The organism is Pseudomonas sp. PB120, assembly GCF_009761815.1.
Taxonomy (GTDB): Bacteria; Pseudomonadota; Gammaproteobacteria; order Pseudomonadales; family Pseudomonadaceae; genus Aquipseudomonas.
This window is the reverse complement of sequence record NZ_RWIN01000137.1, coordinates 1-18,606: the sequence shown is the minus strand read 5'-3', so window position 1 is coordinate 18,606 and position 18,606 is coordinate 1. Positions and strand designations below refer to the sequence as shown.

18 protein-coding genes are annotated in these 18,606 nt (G+C 59.3%); 6 read left to right on the top strand and 12 right to left on the bottom strand.

All coding sequences use genetic code 11. The features are described 5' to 3' along the window. The first annotated feature begins 4 nt into the window (after nt 1–4). The 4 genes from EJA72_RS24850 (at nt 5) to lpxC (ending at nt 4,438) form a co-directional block, all read left to right on the top strand. Nucleotides 5–874 carry a cell division protein FtsQ/DivIB gene (locus tag EJA72_RS24850; RefSeq protein ID WP_157714537.1) on the top strand — a complete coding sequence of 290 codons (870 nt, stop codon included), beginning with the start codon at nt 5–7 and terminating at the stop codon, nt 872–874. A 15-nt stretch (nt 875–889) separates the two neighbouring features. Continuing rightward, nucleotides 890–2,149: a cell division protein FtsA gene (gene ftsA / locus EJA72_RS24845; RefSeq protein WP_157714536.1), complete on the top strand. Its 1,260-nt coding sequence runs from the start codon at nt 890–892 to the stop codon at nt 2,147–2,149. 71 nt (nt 2,150–2,220) lie between these two features. Further along, nucleotides 2,221–3,414: a cell division protein FtsZ gene (gene ftsZ, locus EJA72_RS24840; protein WP_157714535.1), complete on the top strand. Its 1,194-nt coding sequence runs from the start codon at nt 2,221–2,223 to the stop codon at nt 3,412–3,414. 112 nt (nt 3,415–3,526) lie between these two features. Beyond that, on the top strand, nt 3,527–4,438 hold the full coding sequence (lpxC, locus tag EJA72_RS24835; RefSeq protein ID WP_045059296.1) for a UDP-3-O-acyl-N-acetylglucosamine deacetylase: 912 nt from the start codon (nt 3,527–3,529) through the stop codon (nt 4,436–4,438). A gap of 187 nt (nt 4,439–4,625) precedes the next feature. Here the strand turns inward: lpxC and EJA72_RS24830 are convergent, their stop codons facing one another. The 6 genes from EJA72_RS24830 to EJA72_RS24805 form a co-directional block, all read right to left on the bottom strand. Next, the gene (locus EJA72_RS24830) at nt 4,626–6,128 is read right to left on the bottom strand and encodes a diguanylate cyclase (RefSeq protein WP_157714534.1); all 1,503 of its coding nucleotides are present in this window, start codon (nt 6,126–6,128) and stop codon (nt 4,626–4,628) included. A gap of 273 nt (nt 6,129–6,401) precedes the next feature. After that, entirely contained in the window at nt 6,402–6,626 is a 225-nt protein-coding gene (locus EJA72_RS24825; protein WP_157714533.1) for a hypothetical protein, read from the bottom strand. A 276-nt stretch (nt 6,627–6,902) separates the two neighbouring features. Beyond that, nucleotides 6,903–8,267 carry a heavy metal sensor histidine kinase gene (locus tag EJA72_RS24820; protein ID WP_178129568.1) on the bottom strand — a complete coding sequence of 455 codons (1,365 nt, stop codon included), beginning with the start codon at nt 8,265–8,267 and terminating at the stop codon, nt 6,903–6,905. Next, entirely contained in the window at nt 8,257–8,934 is a 678-nt protein-coding gene (locus EJA72_RS24815; RefSeq protein ID WP_007916978.1) for a heavy metal response regulator transcription factor, read from the bottom strand. Before EJA72_RS24815 ends, EJA72_RS24820 begins: the two co-directional genes overlap by 11 nt. 9 nt (nt 8,935–8,943) lie before the next feature. Beyond that, nucleotides 8,944–12,045, bottom strand: coding sequence for a multidrug efflux RND transporter permease subunit (locus EJA72_RS24810; protein WP_157714531.1), 3,102 nt, complete (start codon nt 12,043–12,045; stop codon nt 8,944–8,946). After that, nucleotides 12,042–13,202 carry an efflux RND transporter periplasmic adaptor subunit gene (locus EJA72_RS24805; protein ID WP_157714530.1) on the bottom strand — a complete coding sequence of 387 codons (1,161 nt, stop codon included), beginning with the start codon at nt 13,200–13,202 and terminating at the stop codon, nt 12,042–12,044. The genes EJA72_RS24810 and EJA72_RS24805 overlap by 4 nt, the downstream gene beginning before the upstream one ends. A gap of 373 nt (nt 13,203–13,575) precedes the next feature. Here EJA72_RS24805 and EJA72_RS24800 point away from each other — a divergent pair, with 373 nt between their 5' ends. After that, the gene (locus tag EJA72_RS24800; protein ID WP_157714529.1) at nt 13,576–13,833 is read left to right on the top strand and encodes a hypothetical protein; all 258 of its coding nucleotides are present in this window, start codon (nt 13,576–13,578) and stop codon (nt 13,831–13,833) included. A gap of 48 nt (nt 13,834–13,881) precedes the next feature. Here EJA72_RS24800 and EJA72_RS24795 read toward each other — a convergent pair whose 3' ends face one another. The 6 genes from EJA72_RS24795 to EJA72_RS24770 form a co-directional block, all read right to left on the bottom strand. Then, complete coding sequence (locus EJA72_RS24795) at nt 13,882–14,631, bottom strand: YkgJ family cysteine cluster protein (protein WP_157714528.1); 750 nt, start codon at nt 14,629–14,631, stop codon at nt 13,882–13,884. A gap of 83 nt (nt 14,632–14,714) precedes the next feature. Beyond that, nucleotides 14,715–15,041 carry a hypothetical protein gene (locus EJA72_RS24790; protein ID WP_178129567.1) on the bottom strand — a complete coding sequence of 109 codons (327 nt, stop codon included), beginning with the start codon at nt 15,039–15,041 and terminating at the stop codon, nt 14,715–14,717. Between the two features lie 42 nt (nt 15,042–15,083). Continuing rightward, the gene (locus tag EJA72_RS24785) at nt 15,084–15,542 is read right to left on the bottom strand and encodes an N-acetyltransferase (protein ID WP_157714554.1); all 459 of its coding nucleotides are present in this window, start codon (nt 15,540–15,542) and stop codon (nt 15,084–15,086) included. A gap of 27 nt (nt 15,543–15,569) precedes the next feature. Next, entirely contained in the window at nt 15,570–16,472 is a 903-nt protein-coding gene (locus EJA72_RS24780; protein WP_157714527.1) for a chemotaxis protein CheV, read from the bottom strand. A gap of 191 nt (nt 16,473–16,663) precedes the next feature. Continuing rightward, complete coding sequence (gene bfr, locus EJA72_RS24775) at nt 16,664–17,137, bottom strand: bacterioferritin (protein WP_157714526.1); 474 nt, start codon at nt 17,135–17,137, stop codon at nt 16,664–16,666. A 198-nt stretch (nt 17,138–17,335) separates the two neighbouring features. Continuing rightward, nucleotides 17,336–17,554, bottom strand: coding sequence for a bacterioferritin-associated ferredoxin (locus EJA72_RS24770; RefSeq protein WP_007943567.1), 219 nt, complete (start codon nt 17,552–17,554; stop codon nt 17,336–17,338). Between the two features lie 292 nt (nt 17,555–17,846). Here EJA72_RS24770 and EJA72_RS24765 point away from each other — a divergent pair, with 292 nt between their 5' ends. Beyond that, nucleotides 17,847–18,449 carry a peroxiredoxin gene (locus EJA72_RS24765; protein ID WP_157714525.1) on the top strand — a complete coding sequence of 201 codons (603 nt, stop codon included), beginning with the start codon at nt 17,847–17,849 and terminating at the stop codon, nt 18,447–18,449. The last annotated feature ends 157 nt before the right edge of the window (nt 18,450–18,606 follow it).

The window sequence follows — 18,606 nt, the reverse complement described above, 5'->3', positions numbered from 1 at the left end:
GACCATGCAAGGCGCTCAGCTAAGACATCAGCCACCTCCCGCACCCGGCCGCAAGCCGGTGCCACGGGGTGCCAGCCGAATGGTGGCCAAAGAGCCGATGTCCGCGCGCCTGCCGAAAGCCAATTTTGGTTTTCTGAAAAGCCTGTTCTGGCCGGTGTTGTTGGTCGCGCTGGGGTTCGGCACTTACGAAGGTGCACAGCGCTTGCTGCCGTACGCCGACCGGCCGATCACCAAGATCAACGTGCAGGGCGATTTGAGTTACATCAGCCAGCAAGCGGTGCAGCAGCGGATCGCCCCTTACGTGGCGTCGAGCTTCTTCACCATCGACCTGGAAAGCATGCGCACCGAGCTTGAAACGATGCCATGGATTGCCCACGCCGAAGTGCGTCGGGTGTGGCCGGATCAAGTGGTGATCCGCCTGGAAGAACAACTGCCGGTGGCCCGTTGGGGTGATGAATCGCTGTTGAACAACCAGGGCCAGGCATTCACTCCGCGTGAGCTGGCGAACTACGAACACTTGCCACAGCTGTTCGGCCCACAGCGGGCTCAGCAGCAAGTGATGCAGCAATACCAGGTGCTGAGCCAGATGCTCAGGCCGTTGGGCTTCTCGATTGCACGCCTGGAGTTGCGTGAACGGGGCAGCTGGTTCCTGACCACCGGTCCCGGCAGTGCCGGCCCGGGGATCGAACTGCTGCTGGGCCGCGGCAACCTGGTGGAAAAGATGCGCCGTTTTATCGCCATCTACGACAAGACGCTTAAAGAACAGATTACGAACATTGCGCGCATCGATCTGCGCTACGCCAACGGCCTCGCTGTTGGCTGGCGGGAACCTGTAGCGCCTACGACAGCCCAACCCGCTGTCGCGAAGAATTAAGAGAGGCAGGACCCCATGGCAAACGTGCAAAGCGGAAAAATGATCGTCGGTCTCGATATCGGCACCTCCAAAGTGGTGGCGCTGGTCGGCGAGGTCTCGGACGACGGCACGCTCGAAATCGTCGGGATCGGCACTCATCCGTCCCGCGGCCTGAAAAAAGGCGTGGTGGTGAACATCGAGTCCACCGTGCAGTCGATCCAGCGCGCGATCGAAGAAGCGCAGCTGATGGCCGGTTGCCGGATCCACTCGGCGTTCGTGGGCGTGGCGGGCAATCACATCCGCAGCCTGAACTCCCACGGCATCGTTGCCATCCGTGATCGCGAAGTCAGCTCCGCCGATCTTGAGCGCGTGCTCGACGCGGCCCAGGCCGTGGCGATCCCGGCTGACCAGCGCGTGCTGCACACCCTGCCGCAGGATTACGTGATCGATAACCAGGAAGGCGTTCGCGAGCCACTGGGCATGTCGGGCGTACGCCTGGAAGCCAAGGTTCACGTAGTGACCTGCGCCGTCAACGCCGCACAGAACATTGAAAAATGCGTGCGTCGCTGCGGTCTGGAAATCGACGACATCATTCTCGAGCAACTGGCGTCCGCGTACTCGGTACTGACCGACGACGAGAAAGAACTGGGCGTGTGCCTGGTGGACATTGGCGGCGGCACCACCGACATCGCGATCTTCACCGAGGGCGCGATCCGTCACACCGCGGTGATCCCGATTGCGGGCGATCAGGTGACCAACGACATCGCCATGGCGTTGCGCACTCCGACCCAGTACGCCGAAGAAATCAAGATTCGCTACGCCTGCGCCCTGGCCAAGCTGGCCGGTGCCGGTGAAACCATCAAGGTGCCAAGCGTTGGCGACCGTCCACCGCGCGAACTGTCCCGTCAGGCCTTGGCCGAAGTGGTCGAGCCGCGTTACGACGAACTGTTCACGCTGATCCAGGCCGAACTGCGTCGCAGTGGCTACGAAGACCTGATCCCGGCAGGCATCGTGCTGACCGGCGGTACGTCGAAGATGGAAGGCGCCACCGAACTGGCCGAGGAAATCTTCCACATGCCGGTGCGCCTGGGCGTGCCGCATGGCGTCAAGGGCCTGGACGACGTGGTCCGCAACCCGATTTATTCCACCGGCGTCGGCCTGTTGATGTACGGCCTGCAGAAGCAGTCCGACGGGGTTTCGTTCTCGGGCATCAGCAGCCGCGACAGCTACAGCAATGACGAACCGAAAGCCGCCTTGCTCGATCGCATCAAGAGCTGGGTACAAGGCAATTTCTAAAAGAATTACCGCAGCACCGTTGTAGATACAGGCAGTAGGCGAAAAAACTAGAGAATCAAAGGAGAGGGAAAATGTTCGAACTCGTAGACAACATCCCCGCAAGCCCGGTCATTAAAGTTATCGGTGTTGGCGGAGGCGGCGGCAACGCTGTCAATCACATGGTCAAGAGCAACATTGAAGGCGTTGAATTCATCTGCGCCAACACTGATGCCCAGGCGCTGAAGAGCATCAGCGCGCGGACCATCCTGCAACTGGGCACCGGCGTGACCAAAGGTCTGGGCGCCGGCGCCAACCCTGAAGTAGGTCGTCAGGCCGCTCTCGAAGATCGTGAGCGCATTGCCGAAGTCCTGCAGGGCACTAACATGGTGTTCATCACCACCGGCATGGGCGGCGGTACCGGTACCGGTGCTGCGCCGATCATTGCTGAAGTGGCCAAGGAAATGGGGATCCTCACCGTTGCGGTGGTGACCCGTCCGTTCCCGTTCGAAGGTCGCAAGCGCATGCAGCTGGCCGACGAAGGCATCCGCCTGCTGTCGGAAAGCGTCGACTCGTTGATCACCATTCCCAACGAGAAGCTGCTGACCATCCTCGGTAAAGACGCCAGCCTGCTGTCGGCTTTCGCCAAGGCAGACGATGTACTGGCCGGTGCCGTTCGCGGTATCTCCGACATCATCAAGCGTCCGGGCATGATCAACGTCGACTTTGCCGACGTACGTACCGTGATGAGCGAAATGGGTATGGCGATGATGGGCACTGGCTGCGCCAGCGGTCCGAACCGTGCACGCGAGGCCACCGAAGCGGCCATTCGCAACCCGTTGCTGGAAGACGTGAACCTGCAAGGTGCACGCGGCATCCTGGTGAACATCACCGCCGGTCCTGACCTGTCCCTGGGCGAGTACTCCGACGTGGGTAGCATCATCGAAGCCTTCGCTTCCGAGCACGCCATGGTCAAGGTCGGTACCGTTATCGATCCGGACATGCGCGACGAGCTGCACGTGACCGTGGTTGCCACCGGTCTGGGCGCTAAAATCGAGAAGCCTGTCAAGGTCATCGACAATACCGTTCACACTTCCATGGCCGCCCAGCCACAGCAACAAGCGCCTGCTCGTCAGGACGCGCCGGCTGTGAACTACCGTGATCTCGACCGTCCGACCGTCATGCGCAACCAGGCTCAAGCCGGTGCTGCGGCTGCCGCGAAGATGAATCCGCAAGATGATCTGGACTACCTGGACATCCCGGCTTTCCTGCGTCGTCAGGCCGATTAATGGAATGTATCAGGGCTATGAAGGTGATTGGTGTTCAGCAAAGGTCTGGTCTGCTATCATCGCCAGCCTTTGTTGATACCAGTTCGCAATTTGCGCTGAAGCGGCCCAAGCCATGATTAAACAACGCACACTGAAAAATATTATCCGTGCCACAGGTGTAGGCCTGCACTCCGGGGAGAAGGTATACCTGACCCTCAAGCCAGCACCTATCGACACCGGCATTGTGTTTTGTCGTGCCGATCTCGACCCTGTGGTGCAGATTCCTGCCCGCGCGGAAAACGTTGGTGAAACCACGATGTCGACCACGTTGGTCAGTGGTGACACCAAAGTGGATACGGTGGAGCACTTGCTCTCGGCCATGGCTGGCCTGGGCATCGATAACGCCTACGTCGAGCTCTCCGCGTCCGAAGTTCCGATCATGGATGGTAGCGCTGGACCTTTCGTATTCCTGATTCAATCGGCCGGCCTGGAAGAACAGGACGCAGCCAAGAAGTTCATCCGGATCCTGCGGGAAGTGACAGTGGAAGACGGCGACAAGCGCGCCACTTTCGTCCCTTTCGAAGGTTTCAAAGTGAGCTTCGAGATCGATTTCGATCACCCGGTTTTCCGTGACCGCACACAAAGTGCAAGCGTGGATTTTTCCAGCACTTCGTTCGTAAAAGAAGTCAGCCGCGCCCGTACCTTTGGTTTCATGAGTGATATCGAGTACCTGCGCAAGCACAACCTCGCACTCGGCGGCAGCGTTGAAAACGCTATTGTGGTCGACGCGGATGGTGTACTGAACGAAGACGGCCTTCGCTACGAAGACGAATTCGTGAAGCACAAGATCCTCGATGCAATTGGTGACCTCTACCTGCTGGGCAATAGCCTGATTGGTGAGTTCAAGGGCTTCAAGTCCGGACATGCATTGAACAACCAGCTGCTGCGCAAGTTGATTGAGCAGACAGATGCTTGGGAAGTCGTGACTTTCGAAGACGCCAGCACTGCACCGATCTCTTACATGCGTCCCGTCGCGGCGGTGTAAGCAAAAAACCTCTCTAGTTTTTAAAGGCTGCCTTCGGGTGGCCTTTTTTTATGCCTGGATTTTGTGGTGTCTGGTCGGGCCTCATCGCCAGCAGGCTGGCTCCCACATTTGGAATGCATTCCACTGTAGGAGCTAGCTTGCTGCGGGCGGCGTTCCGACGATGAGGCCGGTCGCAGCACTGGATAACTCACTGCGCAGCCACCACCCGATTGCGCCCCCCATCCTTGGCCTGATACAGCGCCATGTCCGCCGCAAACAGCAGCTGCTCCAGGCTGATATCGGAATTCCGGGTCCAGGTACTGATACCGATACTGACAGTAATCGGTGATTCCACGCCCGCCACGAAGGGCAATCGTTCCACCGCCAAACGGATGTGTTCGGCGATCTGCTGCGCACCCGCACTATCGGTTTCAGCAAGGATCACCGAAAACTCCTCCCCGCCGTATCGGGCAACCAGGTCTGCGGGGCGGCGCACGTTGTCGGAAATCACCTTGGCCAATGCGCGTAGTGCGTCATCACCGGCCTGATGGCCATGTTGATCGTTGAATGCCTTGAAGTGGTCGGCATCAATCATCAGCACCGACAGCGGTTTGCCGGAGCGTTGAGCGCGAAACCACTCATGGCGCAGGGTTTGATCCAGCATCCGACGGTTGGCCACGCCGGTCAGGGCGTCCGTGGCCGCGAGTTGCGCCAGCTCCTGCTCAGCGTGGTGACGCAGGCTCAGCTCCCGGCACAGTAACCACGTCAGCCAGAGCAGGCCAATGCACAGCACGCCGGTCGCACCGCTGATCACCACCGCCGTGCGTTTCCAGGTGGCGAACACTTCCTCGCCGGAGAGCGCGACGATCACCGTCAATGGCAGGTTACCGACCCGGGAAAAGGTGTACAGGCGCTGTTGCTGATCGACGCTGGACACGCTATCGAAACTGCCGCTGCCCTCACTCAGCATGCGCAATACATTGGGGCGGTTGGCGAAACTCCTGCCGATCGGGTCGTTTTCCAGGTGCGGCTTTTGCGCCAGCAGGATGCCATCGCGGTTGATGATGGCCAGCGTGCTGCCGGTGCCTATGTTCAGGCTGTTGAACAACTGATCGAAGTAGCTCAGGCGCATCGACGCCACGGCGACGCCCATAAATTCACCGGTGGTCGACGAAATGCGGCGGCTGAAGCTGATTCGCCATTCGTTTTTGTCGTCGCAATCGCACCGGGGTTTGAAGGGCCTGCTGATGAACATGCCCGTGTCAGTGTTGCTGACATGGGCCAGGAAATAGTCGCGATCGGCAAAGTTGCCCGGTTTGGGTTCGAGCAACGAAGAATCGGCGAGGACGTCGCCATGCTTGTCCAACAACATGATGTCGCCTTTGAAGCGAGCGGCGGTGGAACGGTCGAACAGCACCAGATGGCGGATCTGCGGCGAAACCTGTTTCAGGTCGTCTCGTTGCGAGGCCGCGATCAGGCCTTGCAGGGTCAAGTCATAGAGTTCGACGGTGCGCAGCACGTCGGCGTCGATCAACTGCGCGATGGTGGTCGCGCTGCGGGTGGCTTCATGCTGGGCGTTGGCGTGTTCGCGAATCAGCAGGAAGGTGACAATACAGAGAATGGCAATGACCGTCAGGCTGCTGCCGAGGATCACCAGGATCTCTGGCCGACCGGCGCGGTTTGAACGATGGGGAGTACTGCGTACGGTCATGGGGCTCAAATCTGCGGGAATGACTGAGTAAGCGTAGTTCCTTAACTGTAGGAGCGAGCTTGCTCGCGAAGGTCGTGAACGATGACGCGTAAACCAGATGCCCAGCGGCGCTCTGGGGTTTTTCCCGAGCTCGCTCGCTCCTACCGTTTCATCTTTGCAGGGGATGTAATGAACAGGCAAAAAAAAGCCGCTGATCACAGCGGCTTTGAAGACAACTTTTCAAAGGGAAGAGCCGATGAAGAGTGTCGAGGGAAACAGAGCAGTTAGTTGCAATCAGCTGTCTTTCCCGGCCTGTGGCTGGGCCTGGGAAGTCGCCGCTTGAGGGGCTTGCGCAGCGTCCTGAGCCTTGGCCGTCATCTCGCCCTGATACGCTTCGTACGCGGCGGCGCGCGCTGCGTTGTGTGCGACGAACGCCGGCGACTCTTCAGCCATGGCGAACGGGGAGAGGAACAAAGAGGACAAAACGAAAGCGCTGGCAATACCCATAGTGTTGGACATCTTTAAGACCTTCTTGCTTGGCAAGTGCTGTTTGGTGCGGGCAAAGATAAGGCGATTTGGAGAAGGGAAAAAGAGTGGATTCTTGAAAGGACTGTTGCGGTTAAGGCAATAGTCGATTGCTGTGCTCTTGTGGCGAGGGAGTTTGCTCCCGCTCGGCTGCGCAGCAGTCGTCAAAAGGGTAAATGCGATTTTCCTGCGAGGAGAGCGTTCATTGATTTGGGGCTGCTTCGCAGCCCAGCGCGAGCAAGCTCGCTCGCCACAGGGGATCGGGGTTATTTATACGGGAAGGTGGATACCAAAGGTATTCATGCCGTGATCACTGCGTACAAACACATCCCCGCCGTGCATCAACGCAATCGCCTTGACGATCGCAAGGCCCAGGCCGTGGTTGTTGCCGCTGTTGCTGCGCGACGCATCGACCCGGTAGAAGCGTTCGAACAGGCGTGGCAGGTGCTCGCTGGCAATCGGCGAACCGGGATTAGCGACACCGATGCTGACCTGATGGTCCTCCGCTTCGATCGTTACCTGAATCACTTGCCCGGGCTCAGTGTGTTGCACCGCGTTGCTGAGCAAGTTGATCAACGCACGACGCAAATGCGCGATCTCGATGCGCACCTGGGCATCGCCACTGACCTGTACCTGAACCTGCGCGTCCTCAAGAATGAAATCCAGATACTCCAACGTGGTTGCCACTTCATCGGCCAATGAAGTGGAGGTCAGTTTGGTCGCTTTGCTGCCCTGGTCCGCGCTGGCGAGGAACAGCATGTCGTTGATGATCGAACGCAATCGCTCAAGTTCTTCCAGGTTGGATTGCAGCACTTCGAAATAGTGTTCCGCCGAACGACCGCGAGTCAGCGCCACTTGCGTTTGACCGATCAGGTTGGTCAACGGTGAACGCAGTTCATGGGCGACATCGGCGTTGAACGATTCCAACCGTGTGTAAGCCTGTTCAACCCGCCCCAGCGTGGAATTGAACGAGTTGGCGAACTGGTTCAGCTCGGGGGGCAGCGACGACAAACGCAACCGTCCTGAACGCAACGGCGGCGCCAGGCGCTGGACTTCCTGGGACAACTTGATCAGAGGCTTCAGGCCAATCCGTGCCACCCAGTAACCCAACGCCGACGCAAGCAGCACACCAATGATCGCCAGGCTGATCAGGGCGATCAGCAAATGATGCTGGGTCTGGAAAAACGTCTCGGTGTCGATGCCGATCATGAAGCGCAACGACGGTCGTTGATCCTTGGCCGGGAACTGGCTGACCAGAACCTTCTGTGGATAAGGCTGGTCCGGTAGCTGCAAATCACGCATGCCCAGCGGCCCTTCGGCGAAGGCGCGAATCTGTGGGGTCAGGTTGCCGTATTCGTAGTGCGGATCGCCGCTGATGATCCAGAAACTGATGCGCTTGTCTTCTTCACCCAGCAGCTTGAGCTTGTTGTTGATCTTCACCCAATGCTCAGGCGTGCCGTAACGGCCGACAGTGGATTCGAGCACGCTGTAACGTGCGTCCAGTTCGGCTTCGGGCAGCAGGCCCAGGCCTTTGTCGACCTGTTGATACAGCGCCCAGCCGATCAACAGGAACACCAGCAACGCCACCAGCGTGAACATCCCGCTCAGGCGCAGTGCAATGGAGTTACTGGACACCACGGCTCTCCAGCACATAACCCATGCCACGAATCGTGTGCAGCAGTTTTTCGTCGAACGGACCGTCGAGTTTGGCGCGCAGGCGTTTGATCGCGACTTCGACGACGTTGGCATCGCTGTCGAAATTGATGTCCCAGACCATTTCGGCGATGGCGGTTTTCGACAGGATTTCCCCTTGCCGACGGGCCAGCACACTGAGCAGCGAAAACTCTTTCGCGGTCAGGTCCAGGCGGGTGCCGGCACGGGTGGCTTTGCGGCTGATCAAATCTATCCACAGGTCGGCGATGCTCACTTGCACCGGCTCGTGACCGCCACTGCGCCGTGTCAGGGCTTGCAGGCGCGCCACCAGTTCAAGGAAGGAAAACGGTTTGCCGAGGTAATCGTCGGCGCCATCGCGCAGGCCTTTGATACGGTCTTCGACCCGTTCGCGGGCGGTCAGCATAATCACCGGCGTTTGTTTGCGCGCACGCAAGGCGCGCAGTACACCGAAGCCGTCGAGGCCCGGCAGCATGACGTCGAGCACAATCACCGCGTAGTCGCTTTCCAGCGCCAGGTGCAGGCCTTCGACACCGTCTCGGGCCAGGTCCACGGTGTAACCCTGTTCCGTCAGACCGCGGTGCAGATAGTCCGCGGTTTTTTCCTCGTCTTCGATAATCAGAACGCGCATGACCCCGCCTCAGTCTGTGGTCGCCAGCACCGGCAGCGGTGCGGGTTTGGGCCGGTGGAAAAGCCGCTCAAGCCACAAGTATATGACCGGAGTGGTAAACAGTGTCAGCGCCTGGCTTACCAGCAAACCACCGACCACCGCGATCCCCAAGGGTTGGCGCAGTTCGGCGCCGGTGCCGTAGCCGAGCATCAGCGGCAGCGCGCCGAGCAGGGCGGCGAGGGTGGTCATGATGATCGGCCGGAACCGGGTGATACACGCCTGGTAGATCGCTTCTTCCGGTGGCAAACCACCGTTGCGTTGGGCATCGAGGGCGAAGTCGATCATCAGGATGCCGTTTTTCTTCACGATCCCGATCAGCAACACCAGCCCGATCAGCGCCATGATCGAAAAGTCCTGCCCGCAGATCCACAGCATGATCACTGCGCCGAGGCCGGCCGACGGCAGGGTCGAGATGATGGTCAACGGATGCACGAAGCTCTCGTAAAGCACGCCGAGAATGATGTACACCGCCACCAGCGCCGCCAGGATCAGCCATGGCTGGCTGGCCAGCGAACTCTGGAACGCTTGGGCCGCGCCCTGGAAGTTGCCGCTCATGGCCGCCGGCATGCCGATTTCGGCCTTGGCCTGATTGAGCATGATGACCGCGTCGCCCAGTGCCACACCGGGCGCCAGGTTGAACGACAGGTTGGCGGCCGGGAACATGCCGTCATGGGCGATGGACAGTGGCCCCACCGTGGGCGCATCGAATTTCGCCAGCGCCGACAGCGGCACCATTTCCCCGCTCAACGGCGAACGCAGGTAGAAATAGTTCAGGCTTTCGGCTTTGCCGCGTTGTTTGGTGTCCAGTTCGAGGATCACGTTGTACTGGTTGATCTGGGTCTGGAATTCGTTGATCTGCCGCTGGCCGAAAGCGTCGTACAGCGCTTCGTCGACATCGCTGGCGGTCAGCCCGAAACGTGCCGCCGCACTGCGGTCGATGCTGATGTGGGTGATGCTGCCGCCCAGTTGCAGGTCATTGGAAATGTCGCGGAACGCCGGGTTGCTGCGCAGTTTTTCCGTGAGGCGCTGGGTCCAGGTGCTGAGGGTTGGGCCGTCGTTGCTTTTGAGCACGTATTGGTATTGTGCACGGCTCGGGCCGGAGCTGAGGTTGATGTCCTGGCCGGCGCGCAGGTAGAGCACGATGCCCGGGACTTTCATCAGTTGCGGACGGATGCGGTCAATGAACTGGCTGGCGGAGACGTCGCGATCACCCCGTTTTTTCAGGGAAATCCAGAAGCGACCGTTGGCAATCGTCTGGTTACTGCCCGATACGCCGACCGAGTGGGAAAACGCCTCGACCGCTGGGTCTGCGGCGACGATTTCCGCCATCGCCAGGTGTTTTTTCACCATGTCGCCGTAGGAAATATCAGCGGCGGCTTCGGTGGTGCCGAGGACAAAACCAGTGTCCTGTACAGGAAAGAACCCCTTCGGAATGAAGATGTAACCGGCGATGGCCAGGCCGAGGGACAGACCAAACACGCCGATCATCAATTTCTGATGGGCGAGGGCGCGGCGCAGCAGCTTTTCATAACCGGCCAGCAAGCGCTCGCCGAACGTTGCCTTGCTGTGGGCGTGATGCACCGGCGCACGCATGAACAGGGCCGCCAGCGTTGGCGCCAGGGTCAGCGACACGACCACCGAAATCATGATCGTCGACGTGGCCGTCAGGGCAAATTCCTTGAACAGTCGCCCGACCACACCCCCCATGAATAGCAGCGGAATGAACGCCGCCACCAGTGAGAAACTGATCGAGACCACGGTAAAACCAATCTCGCCCGCGCCCTTGATCGCCGCCTCGCGCATGCCGTCACCGGCCTCCAGATGGCGGTGAATGTTCTCCACCACCACAATCGCGTCGTCGACCACAAACCCCACCGCCACCACGATCGCCACCAGCGTCAGGTTGTTCAGGCTGAAACCCATGATGTACATCAGGGCGAAACTGGCGGTCAGCGAAACGCCGAGCACCGCCGACACAATCATGGTTGCCGACCATTGGCGCAGGAACAGTGCCATCACCGCTACGACCAGCATGATCGCGATCAGCAGGGTGACTTCCACTTCATGCAGCGAGGCGCGAATGGTCTGTGTGCGGTCGACCAGCACTTTGACCTCTACTGACGCCGGCAGCATGGCTTCGAGCGCGGGCAGTGCAGCCTGAATGCGGTCCACGGTTTCGACGATGTTGGCCCCCGGTTGCCGGGAGATCACCAGGTTCACCCCGGGCTTGTCGCCGGCCCAGGCTTGCACGTAGGCATCTTCCGAACCGTTGACGACTTTGGCGACATCCTTCAGATGAACCGGTGCGCCGTCCTTGTAGGAAACGATGAGCTGACTGTATTCCTCGGGATGAAACAATTGGTCGTTGGTCGACAGCGTTGAGATGCTCGACTCGCCATACAGCGCGCCTTTGGCCAGGTTGAGGCTGGTCTGCTGGATCGCCAGCCGTATGTCCGCCAGCGTCAGGCCGATGGCCGCCAGTTTGTCCGCCGAGGCTTGAACACGGATCGCCGGACGTTGCTGGCCGGTGATGTTGATTTGGCCTACGCCGTCGATCTGGCTGATCTGACGGGAGAGCAGGGTTTCGACCAGGTCGCTGAGCTCGGTGCCGGGCATCTGCGATGAGTTGACGCTGAGGATCAGCACCGGGCTGTCGGCGGGGTTAACCTTGCGCCACGTCGGCAGGGTCGGCATGTCCTTGGGCAGTTTGCCGGCGGCGGTGTTGATCGCGGCCTGCACTTCCTGCGCGGCGGTGTCGATGCTCTTGTCGAGGGTGAATTGCAGGGTCAGGTTGGTCGAGCCGAGGGCGCTGCTCGAGGTCATCTGGGTGACGCCGGGGATGGCGCTGAATTGCACTTCAAGCGGTGTGGCCACCGACGAAGCCATGGTTTCCGGGCTGGCACCGGGGAGTTGCGCGGCCACTTGGATGGTCGGGAACTCGGCTTCGGGCAGCGGGGCGATCGGCAGTCGCGGGAAGGCGATGACACCGAGCAATACCAGGGCAAACGTCAGCAGAATGGTGGCCACCGGATGGTCGATGCACCACGCGGAAACCGAGCCGTGGCCCTTCATGGTTTCGGCTCCGTTTGCACCACTTGCGGTGGGTCGGTCAGCACCTGCACGGTCGAACCGGGTTTGAGCCTTGATTGGCCATCGCTGACCAGCACATCGCCCGGTTTCACGCCTTTGATGATGTCCTGGCCGCTGCCTTGATAGACCATCTGCACCGGAACGGTTTCGACTTTGTCACCGTTGATCCGGTAAACGAAATGTTGATCGAGGCCGCGTTGTACGACGGTTGGAGGCACCACCAGCGCATCCTTCTCCAGCGCCGTCTGGATTTTTACCGTCACCAGCAGGCCCGGCCAGAGTTTCTGCCCGGCGTTGTTGAATTCAGCCTTGGCACGGATGGTCCCGGTGTTGGCGTTGATCTGGTTGTCGATCAATGTCAGGTGGCCTTCGCCCAGCAGGTTGCCGGTTTCGCCGTCGGTGTCGGCACCGATGTAGGCCTTCACCTGTGCGTGCTCGGGATCGCTGATCAAGCCTTGCAGGGTCGGCAGCATTTGCTGCGGCAAGGAGAACTCCACGGCAATCGGGTCGATCTGGGTCACGGTGAACAGCCCTTGGGCGTCGGTCATGCGCAGGAAGTTGCCCTCGTCCACGGTGCGAATGCCGACACGACCGGACACCGGGGAGCGAATCTGCGTGTAGGAAAGCTGCACTTGGGCCGCATCGATCGAGGCCTGATTGCCTTGGGCGGTGGCTTTCAGTTGGTTGACCAGGGCTTGTTGCTGGTCGTAGGTCTGTTTCGAAACGCCGTCGTCAACGCTCAGCAACTTGTAGCGCTTGAGATTGACCAACGCCACTTGCAGTTGCGCCTGGCTTTCACCCAATTGGGCCCGGGCCTGGTCGAGGCTGGCGCGGATCGAGCGGTCGTCGATGGTGGCCAGCAAGTCGCCTTGCTTCACCAGTTGGCCTTCCTTGACCAGGATTTTGGTGAGGATGCCGTCGATCTGAGGGCGGACCACGACGCTGTGCAGGGACAACACCGACCCGATGCCGCTGACGTAACGGGGCACGTCTTTTTTGGCGACGCTGACCACCCGCACCGGAATGGCCGTCGAGGCCGCGAGTTTGGTGGTGGCGGGTTTGGTGGCGTACCACAGGCCCAGCGCTGCCAGAACAATCAGAAGGGCGGCGAGCAAGACGGGTTTTTTCTGAATTCGCATGCGAGTGGGGCGCCGGGGCTGGGTGGTCGGGAGTAGGGGCAGGTTTATACCTTCCTTTATAAACCTGTGCGACGGTCAGGAAAGTGACTGCTAACTGACGGCGCTGTCAGTTTGGGCGTTCAGTCGGGGTGACCGAGTTATCGTTCATCGCGAGCAGGCTCGCTCCCACACTGGATGGTGGTGAAATACACAGTTTATGTTCGACGTAGATCAACTGTGGGAGCGAGCCTGCTCGCGAAGGCGGCAGCGCGGTCAACACAAAACCCGACCAGCTTGCTTGCTGTGTGAAGCTTGCCGCTCCCGAGACAGGTATACTGCCGCCTTTCGTGGCTCGCTGACCGGGCCCGACTTTATTGCATCACCCGGAGCTTTCATGACATCCCCGACACAACCGCCGGTTGCCGACGTTTCGAGCGACGACCAGGCAGACCTGCCAGACAGCGTCGACTCCAGCGCAGACAGCGAAACCAAAGCCGCAATTCCGGCGTTCAAGTTCCCGTTCAAACCGGGTGACCTGGCTGCAGCCAAGAACGCCAGCCAGCCGTGGTACAAGAACGGCGCCAAGAATGGCCACACCAAAACCCCGGGCGCCGCGCCTCCAGGGACTCGCCGTTCGATGGGCAAGCGCTGAATTTCAAGTTTTGAAACGATGGGCCCATCGCAGGCTGCAAGCTTTGGGTCAAGCGGCCCGCAACGAAATGAACGCATAGTTCAGTGGCGCATCCGTCGCCACTCGCGCCCCGGCCGCTTGTACTTGCCCTGCGATATCGTCACCCGACACATGGAACTGCCACTCACTGGCCAACTCCGTCAGCGGCTGCCCGGCTGCCTGGTCAATCGCGGCCACCAACGCATTCATGTCCGGCAGATAAGCGGTAAACCCGTCGCCTTTCAACGCCGTAGTACGAATCCCCAAAGACGCGCAAATCGCTTCTTTGATGAGAATGTCATCGCGATCGGCCTGACGGGAGCGCTGGATCAAGTTGATCAGCTCCTGATCCACCAATTCACCACCGACAATCAGGTCCGGTCCTTTTTCCCACGATTCGGGCGGACACTCCTTCACCGCGATGTTGAGCGGAATGTGCGGATTGATTTCCATCGGGTAGATACGGCACACCAGCGGCCGGCGTTCGTAGATCTGGCAGAGGTTGTCCTGGTCCAGATTTCGGCAGCGGCCGACATTGTAGGCGGCAAAAGTAATCGCCACGCAGGCCTTGGTGTTGCCGCTCTGGACCACCACCGAACGGCGTTCGGCGTGTTCACGTTGCTGCGCGGGCAGGCCCAGACCGTTCCCCAGGAAACCTTCCACCAACACAATGACCTGCCCGCCGTCGTTCGCCCACATGCGGGCTTCCGGCAGTGTCAGGGGCACGTGGTGGTCAGTGCAGCATTTGCCGCAGCCTACGCAGGAAAATGTCGTATTCATTGAGCGGTCAGTCGCATCCGGGGGCGTGAAGCGGCGTCAGAATGCCGCCGCGAAGGGCTGCATCGAAGCAAGTTATGCGCCACTCACTGCGCGTTCACTGTCGGACGGATCGAGTCCCACTCCGTGACGTACGCGATTTTGCTTTTCTTGTTGTACAGGCACAGTTCCGAGCCTTGCAGGCCCTTCATGTGTTTTTGCGGGTATTGGCCTTGGAGCAGAAGGGCGGTATAGCCGACCCGGTCATCGAATTGCGCGGCGTTGCCCACAGGTTTGGCGTTTTTCAGGCCGCTGGCCTTGGTGCAACTGGCGATGACCACTTTGTCGTAGGCGGCCCATGCGTCAGGGCTGGAGGCGTGAGCCTGGCTGGCGAGGGCAGTCAGGCAGAGGAAGGTCAGGGTTGAGATTTTCACGGTTCAGGCATCCTTGGGCGAATTGGCCAAGGTTGGAGTCTGTCAGACAGGGACCGGTTCCCGGCGGACTACGCGCATCCCGACGCTTTCATACAGCCGCTGTGCACGAAGGTTGTCTTCCAGCACCTTCAGATCCACGAAGCCTTCCCTGCGCTGCTTAAACACGCTGAATGTATGCAGCACCAACGCGCGGCCCAGGCCTTGGCGCTGAGCGCTGGGATGCACCACCAGGTTCTTGATGTAGGCGCTGGTCCAGCATTGAGCAACACCGACGACGCCATCGGCATCCAGGGCAATAAAGCACAGGCCGGGGTCGTATTCAGGATCGGATTCGAAGCGCTGCTGCCAGGCATCAAGTGCCGGCACGCGACCGCCGCCGGACTTGTAGCCCAGTTGCATCAAGTGATGAACGGCGTCGGCGAGTTCGGGGCGGTAGTGGGTCAACTCAATTCCGTCGGGCCACTGGATGGCGGGCACATCCTCAGCAAGATTGCGCCGCATCAGAAAGCAGAACGCTTCGGCCAACACTCAGTGACCTTGTTCGGCAACGGCCTTGGCCGCTTCGATCAGGCACTTGGTCAGTTCTGGCGAAGAGAACTTGGTCAGTACCGCATTGGCCCCGGCAAGACGCGCCTTTTCGCTATTCATCGCGCTGTCCAGAGAGGTGTGGAGCAGCACGTAGAGATGCGAAAAATCCGGCGTTTCGCGCAGGGTGCGGGTGAAGGCATAACCGTCCATCTCGGACATTTCGATGTCGGACACGATCAGGTTGATCTGCTGCGCCGTGCCTTGCAGATCCAGCAGGCAATCGATGGCTTCCTTGGCGCTGCGGGCGGTGTGGCATTGCAGGCCGAGATTGCGCAGGGTGTGAACCGATTGCTGCAGCGCGACCTGGCTGTCATCCACCACCAGAATTCGTGCGTTGCCCAGGACTTCGGCGTCTTCCATGCTCAGTTCCGTCGGGGCCATTTCAATCTGTGCCGGGGCGATGCCGTGGATCACTTTTTCAATGTCCAGCACCTGCACCAGCGTGCCGTCGACGGAAGTCACGCCGGTGATATAGGAGCGCACGCCGCCAGAACCGAAGGGCGGTGGGCGGATGTCAGTGGTCAGGCAATGGACGATCTTGCTCACCGCCTGAACATGCAAACCTTGTTTGGAGCGGCTGACGTCAGTGACGATCAGGCAGCCACCGTTCGGGTCTTCCAGCGGACGCTCGCCGATGGCGCGGCTCAGGTCGATCACCGACAACGAAGCACCGCGCAGGGTCGCAATGCCTTTGACGTGGGGATGCGACTCCGGAAGTCGGGTCAGGGGCGGGCAGGGGATGATTTCACTGACTTTCAGCAGGTTGATTGCCATGAGCTTGCCGCTGCGCAAGGTGAACAGCAGAAGCGAAAGTGAATCTGCGCGGGCTTTGTTGGAAGACATAAAAACCTTCTGTGGAAAAAGGTGGCGGGCGACAGGGGATCGCCAACAGCTCTCGATGCCGGGTTATCGACTTGTTCGGGGCAGGCTTTAGGAATATTCCCAAGCCCGGCAGGCCCTGAAGAAACCAAAAAGCCCCGCCTCTTCAAAAGAGCGCGGGGCTTTTTGTTGTTTCGAGTCTAGCAGGCGCTAACTTACTCTTCGCCCATCTGCGATTGCAGATAGTTCTCGAGGCCGACTTTATCGATCAGGCCCAGCTGAGTTTCCAGCCAGTCGATATGTTCTTCTTCGGACTCAAGAATTTCTTCAAGCAGTTCGCGGCTACCGAAGTCGCCCACGGTTTCGCAATGAGCGATGGCTACTTTGAGATCGGCATGGCCGGTGCGTTCGATGCGCAGGTCGCACTCAAGCATTTCCTGGGTGTGTTCGCCGATCTGCAGCTTGCCCAGATCCTGCACGTTCGGCAGGCCTTCCAGGAACAGAATGCGCTTGATCAGCTTGTCCGCGTGCTTCATCTCGTCGATGGATTCGTGGTACTCGTGCTTGCCGAGCTTGTTCAGGCCCCAATCTTCGTACATGCGTGCATGCAGGAAGTATTGATTGATCGCGACCAGCTCATTGGCAAGGATCTTGTTGAGATGCTGGATGACTGTAACGTCGCCTTTCATGATGGGGTCCTGCCCTGTATTAGCCGTCTATAAAACAGAGTTTGAGCCGCGTAATTAAGAGTGTCAAACCTAAGTTATTGAAACTTAAGTGAAAATTAATCGGAATAAGAATGTTTGTGTTCCGCGTCTAGCGTCTAAGCAATTGATTTGCGGGCATAAAAAAACCGGACATGAGTCCGGTTCTTTGAAATACGAGATTTAGGCGGCTGTAAATTCAACTGGAAAAGGTATCGCTGCCTGGGCCGATTGCAGTTTGGTCAGGGTTTCGCGAACCACTTCCTTGGCAAGGCAGGCACATTTGCCGCACTGACTCGCAACGCCGGTGGCCTGACGGACTTCTTTGTAGCTGCAGCAACCTTCATAGATTGCATCGCGGATTTGACCGTCGGTGACGCCAGTGCAGAGGCAAACATACATAAGTGAAAACCGTCGCTGGTTGTGACTCAATTGCGATGGATCTTAATGTTAACGAGAATGATTGTCAAAGTGGTTTCTAAGACCTTTGCGGCATAAAAGGGTATGACCGACGAACGGTTTTTACTCTGGGGGATTCACGTCCAGTTGTAGAGGACGCTTTTTTGGACAGGTCAAACACGCAGTGTATGATGGCCGGTCTTTGCGAAACGGGATCGTGTCACAGGGCTGTCGCCTCAGGGTGGCAGGCTGATGCGAACCCGGTTCTTCACGTCTTTACACCAGGAGATATCCAATGAGCGTACTCGTAGGCAAACAAGCCCCAGACTTCACCGTCCCGGCCGTACTCGGCAATGGCGAGATCGTAGACAGCTACACCCTGTCCTCGGCCATCAAAGGCAAATACGGCCTGGTGTTCTTCTACCCACTGGACTTCACCTTCGTTTGCCCGTCCGAGCTGATCGCTCTGGACCACCGCATGGAAGACTTCAAGGCACGCAACGTTGAAGTGGTCGCTGTTTCGATCGACTCACACTTCACCCACAACGCATGGCGCAACACCCCGGTGAACAATGGCGGCATCGGCCAGGTGCAATACACCATGGCTGCCGACATGAAGCACGAAATCGCCAAGGCCTACGACGTTGAGTCCGAAGGCGGCGTGGCTTTCCGTGGCGCGTTCCTGATCGACGACAAAGGCATTGTCCGCTCGCAGATCATCAACGACCTGCCGCTGGGCCGTAACATGGAAGAGCTGATCCGTCTGGTCGACGCTCTGCAATTCCACGAAGAGCACGGCGAAGTTTGCCCTGCCAACTGGAAAAAAGGCGACAAAGGCATGACCGCTTCGACCGAAGGCGTCGCTGCTTACCTGACCGAGAACGCTGGCAAGCTGTAAGCCAGGTTCGAGGCATAAAAAAACCGGCCGCTGAGGCCGGTTTTTTTATGGGCGGGATAAACCCAATGCTGTTTCGCTGAACCTGTGGCGAGGGAGCTTGCTCCCGCTGGGTCGCGAAGCGGCCCCAAAAAAAGGCCTGCTGCGCAGTCCAGCGGGA